At 72.7% G+C, this 4170-nt stretch carries 5 protein-coding genes; 2 read left to right on the top strand and 3 right to left on the bottom strand.

Going from position 1 to position 4170, the window contains the following annotated elements; translation table 11 throughout:
* Positions 1-27 precede the first annotated feature (27 nt).
* Positions 28-432 (bottom strand): winged helix-turn-helix transcriptional regulator, encoded by a 405-nt coding sequence (locus LCE31_RS22075; RefSeq protein ID WP_225016760.1) that lies wholly within the window; start codon positions 430-432, stop codon positions 28-30.
* 133 nt (positions 433-565) lie between these two features.
* On the opposite strand from LCE31_RS22075, the gene LCE31_RS22070 reads away from it, so the two are divergent.
* Together LCE31_RS22070 and LCE31_RS22065 are read left to right on the top strand one after the other, a co-directional pair.
* Positions 566-1453: an NmrA family NAD(P)-binding protein gene (locus tag LCE31_RS22070; RefSeq protein WP_225016756.1), complete on the top strand. Its 888-nt coding sequence runs from the start codon at positions 566-568 to the stop codon at positions 1451-1453.
* 59 nt (positions 1454-1512) lie between these two features.
* Positions 1513-2508 carry an SMP-30/gluconolactonase/LRE family protein gene (locus tag LCE31_RS22065; protein WP_225016754.1) on the top strand — a complete coding sequence of 332 codons (996 nt, stop codon included), beginning with the start codon at positions 1513-1515 and terminating at the stop codon, positions 2506-2508.
* A gap of 125 nt (positions 2509-2633) precedes the next feature.
* Here the strand turns inward: LCE31_RS22065 and LCE31_RS22060 are convergent, their stop codons facing one another.
* Both LCE31_RS22060 and LCE31_RS22055 read right to left on the bottom strand, forming a co-directional pair.
* Positions 2634-3236: a cysteine hydrolase family protein gene (locus LCE31_RS22060; RefSeq protein ID WP_225016752.1), complete on the bottom strand. Its 603-nt coding sequence runs from the start codon at positions 3234-3236 to the stop codon at positions 2634-2636.
* A 52-nt stretch (positions 3237-3288) separates the two neighbouring features.
* Entirely contained in the window at positions 3289-3699 is a 411-nt protein-coding gene (locus LCE31_RS22055; RefSeq protein WP_225016758.1) for a MarR family winged helix-turn-helix transcriptional regulator, read from the bottom strand.
* Positions 3700-4170 lie beyond the last annotated feature (471 nt).

The following is a 4170-nucleotide window of genomic DNA, read 5'->3' as shown; positions in this document are numbered from 1 at the left end:
GAGGCGCCCGGGGGAGGGCCCGGCGGGTCAGCCCGTGTTCCCGGCCCGGGCGTCGTAGTCCTCCCGGGCCGCGAGGACCTCCGGCACATGCCGCACCGACCACTCGGTGAGCGCCCGCAGGGGCTCCCGCAGTGTCTCGCCGAGCGCGGTCAACCCGTACTCCACGCGGACCGGCACCTCCGGGTAGACGGTCCGCAGGACCAGACCGTCGCGTTCGAGGGTGCGCAGCGTCTGGGTGAGCATCTTCTCGCTCACCCCCGCGAGCCGCTGCCGCAGGTGGGTGAACCGGGCCGCGCCGTGCTTGCCGAGCTCACCCAGGATCAGCACGGCCCACTTGCTGCCGATCTGGTCGAGCAGGTCGCGCGACGGGCAGCCGCGCTCGTACGGGTCCCACGCCACTGTGGACCGCCTCACATCGCCCGCGGTACCCACACCACTCACCTCATCTCTTTCTCCCGGGTGGCTACCTTACCCAAAAGTGGCTTCTTACCAAAAGAGAGTTGCCTGGTCATCCTCGTTCCACAGGGTCGCGGGAGGTCCGCGGCCGGGAGAAAGGAGCGATCCCATGTCCATCGTCGTCACCGGAGCCTCCGGCCGGCTGGGCCGGCTCACCGTCGAGGCGCTGCTGCGGCGCGGAGTGCCCGCCCCGGAGATCGTCGCGACCGGCCGGGACATCGCGGCCATCGAGGATCTCGCCGGCCGCGGGGTCGTGGTGCGCCGCGCCGACTTCGCGGACCGGGACAGCCTCGCGGCGGCCTTCGCGGGAGCGGACAAGCTGCTGCTGGTGTCCACCACGGACGTGGACGCGCGGGTCGCCCACCACCGCCGTGCCATCGACGAGGCCGTGGCGGCCGGTGTGTCCCTGGTGGCGTACACCAGCATGTCGCACGCGGACACGGCCACGACGATCCTCGCCGCAACCCACCGCGCCACCGAGGAATACCTGCGCGAACGGGGCGTCCCCAGTGTGGTGTTGCGCAACAGCTGGTACCTGGAGAACTACCTGGACCAACTGCCGCTGATGCTGCGGAGCGGAGCCGTGACCGGGGCCACCGGGCGGGGCAGGATCAGTGCCGCGTGCCGTGCCGACTACGCGGAGGCCGCCGCGGTCGTGCTGACCACGGAGGGACACACGGGCGCGGTGTACGAGCTCGGCGGCGACGAGGCGTTCACCCTGGCCGATCTCGCCGCGGCGCTCTCGGCGGCCACCGGGAAGCGCATCGTCCACCAGGATCTCCCGGGCGACGAACTCGTCGGCTTCCTCACGGGCCTCGGCCTGCCCGCCGCGCTGGCGGACGTCCTCGCAGACGCCGACCTCGGCATGAGCCGCGACGAGCTGTTCACCGCCTCCGGTGACCTGCGGCGGCTGATCGGGCGGCCGGCCACACCGCCGGCCGAAGCGATCACCGCCGCGCTGCGCGGGCCCGGGGCTCCCCAGGCGCCCGGTCGTTGATCGCCGGGCCTCGCTCGTACCCAGCCCTCGGACCCTCTTTGCCGGAAAGGCCTTTCACGATGTTCGCCCGCATTCCCGCGCACGCCACCTGGCGGCGCGCGCTCCTCATCCTCACCGCGACGTCCACCGCGCTGGCCGCCCTCGCCCTTCCCGCCGCCGCGTCGGCCGGGGACCAGAGTGCGCACCACGCGGACCCGGACCGCACGATCACACTCCAGGGCGACAACGCCTTCCCCGAGAGCGTCGCGGCCGACCGCCACTACGTCTACACCGCCAGCATCGGCGACGGCACCGTCTACCGCGGTCGACCCGGGGCGAGGACGCTCACCCCCTTCCTGCCGGGCGGTCAGGACGGCAGGACCCAGGCCACCGGGGTCAAGCTCACCGGCAATCGCCTGCTGGTCGCGGGCGCCTTCACCGGACGTTTCTACGTCTACACCACCGCGGGGAAGCTCGTTTCCGCCTATACCGTTCCCGACACGGGCGAGCGGACACTCGTCAACGACGCGGCCGTCACGCCCGACGGGGACGTCTACATCACCGACTCCCTGCGCGCGGTGGTCTACCGGATACCGGCCGCCGAGGTGCACGGCCCCGCGACCGGCGCCCACCGGGACCTTCAGGTGGCCTACCACCTGCCGGACTACGTGGCCGGCCAGTCCAACGGCAACGGCATCGTCGCCGGCCCCGACGGCAAGTCCCTGATCATCGGCTACTGGTACAGCGGCGCGCTCTACCGGCTCACCCTCGCCACCGGCCACCTCAGCAAGATCGACGCCCCGGCACTGACCAGCGCCGACGGCATAGCGCGGCGCGGTCACACGCTGTATGTCGCCCGCTCCGTGAACAACGAGGTCGACACCGTGCGGCTGTCCGCCGACGGAACCCGGGCCACTCCGGTCTCCGTACGCACCTTCCCCGGTGCCGACACCACCACCGGCGTCGCGGTGGACCGCGGCCGGCTGCTGGTGACCAACTCCCAGATGGACACCTACCTTTACGGCGACCCGCTGACCAGCCCGGTGTTCACCCTCGAAAGCCTGCCACTGCGCTGAGGTCCTGAGACGCTGAGGCCGTGCGGTGCTGAGGCCGTGCGGCCCTGGGGTACTGACCTCACGGCCGGACCCGCACGAGCGGCGATCCTTCCGGGCCGGGGGCGCCGGCCCGGAAGGTGATGGCGTCAGGCGGACCGCAGGAGGCTCTCCAGGGCGGCGGTGTCGATGACATGCGCCCGGGACGGGAACACCTCGTTCAGCAGCACCTCCTGGACCTGGGCCGAGGGGTCGGCGACACCGTCGGAGAGGACGATGACGCGGTAGTCGCGGTCGGCGGCGTCGATCAGGGTGGACAGGACCACGCCGCTGGTGCTGATGCCCGTGAGGATCAGGGTGTCGATGCCCCGGTCGGTGAGCTGCTGGTGGAGGTCGGTGGTGGAGATGCCGCCGAAGCGGATCTTGCGCACCACGATGTCGCCGTCCTCGGGGGCGATCCGCTCGTCGATCTGGGTGATCGCGTCCTCGTGGTGCATCATCTTCGCGGCGGCGACGCCGCTGAAGGTCTTGTTGGTCTCCGGTACGGCCGCCCAGTCGTCCTCGGTGAAGGCGACCCGGACGTAGCCGATGGTGCCGCCCGCGGCGCGGAGAGCGGAGATGGCGCCCTTGACCCGCTCGATGAGGGTGCCGACGTCGGGGATCATCCCGGCGATGCCGTTCTGGAAGTCCATCGCCAGCAGGGCGGTGCGCCTGGGGTCGATGGCGGGCAGGGTGGAGGTGGGGCTGGTCATACGTGCTTCTCCTCGGCGCTCGGACGCGAGCGCGGTGTCGGTGCTTGTTCCGTCATGTCCGCCTCGCGTGCGGATCTGCCGCCGCGAGGCGCTCCATCAGCTCGATGGCCTTCTCCAGGTCCCGGCGCTCCCCGGGCTCGACGACCTGCTCGATGGCCCGCGCGAGGAAAGAGACGCGGCTCGCCATCAGCCCGCCGACCAGCTCGGCGGCGGAGGCGTCGGCACTGACCAGCCTCTTCCGGCCGTCCTGGGGGTCCGGCTCCGTGTGCACCAGCCCGGCCTCCTTCAGTACCGCCAGGCTCTGCGCGATCGACTGCGGGCTGACGTGTTCCAGCGTCGCGAGCCGGGCCGCGGTCACCGGGCCCTGCTTCACCACGGTGCTCAGCACGCCGAGCTGCGTCAGGGTCAGTCCGGTCGACCGCTGTCCCGACTCGGAGCGCAGCCGGGCACGGAGCCGCGTCATCGCCTGCTGCAGCCGCTGGGCCGTGATCTCTGACCGGTCGGGGCGGAGGTGCGTCCCTTCGGACCCTTCCGGGGCGCGGCCCGCGTCCTCGGGCTGGTCCGGGCGGTGGCGCGGGTCCTGGTCAGCCTCTCCTCGCATGCCTCCCAGCGTATGTTTCGACAAGAGATTTGGCAAAGTTCCTTGTCGAACTGGGCTCGCTGCCCGCTGCCCGCTGCCCGCTGCCGGCTGCCGGCTGCCGGCCGTCGGCTGTCCGCTGTCCGCTGTCCGGTCCGGGGCGGGCCGGGAGCTGATGCGAGCCCGGCCGGGCCGGGACCCGGTGCGAGTCCGGACGGGCCTGGGGGCCTGCCGCGAGCCTGGCCGGGGGGGGGGCCGGGGGGCCGCCCCCCCGCCCCCCCCGCCCCGGGGGGGGGCCGGGCGCGGCGCGACAATGACCCCGCCCGGCGCCCCGGGCCCCCGCGCCCCCCCCCGCGC

Origin of the sequence: Streptomyces sp. 8L (assembly GCF_020176795.1) — a bacterium.
Classification (GTDB): domain Bacteria; phylum Actinomycetota; class Actinomycetes; order Streptomycetales; family Streptomycetaceae; genus Streptomyces.
The sequence above is the reverse complement of the archived record's forward strand: the minus strand, read 5'-3'. Positions and strand labels throughout refer to the sequence as shown.

What these genes read in the sequence shown, in the direction of transcription:
- LCE31_RS22070 (WP_225016756.1), top strand. Translation starts at nt 566, where the DNA reads ATGTCCATCGTCGTCACCGGAGCCTCCGGCCGGCTGGGCCGGCTCACC.
- LCE31_RS22065 (WP_225016754.1), top strand. Translation starts at nt 1,513, where the DNA reads ATGTTCGCCCGCATTCCCGCGCACGCCACCTGGCGGCGCGCGCTCCTC.
- LCE31_RS22060 (WP_225016752.1), bottom strand. Translation starts at nt 3,236, where the DNA reads ATGACCAGCCCCACCTCCACCCTGCCCGCCATCGACCCCAGGCGCACC.
- LCE31_RS22055 (WP_225016758.1), bottom strand. Translation starts at nt 3,699, where the DNA reads ATGACGCGGCTCCGTGCCCGGCTGCGCTCCGAGTCGGGACAGCGGTCG.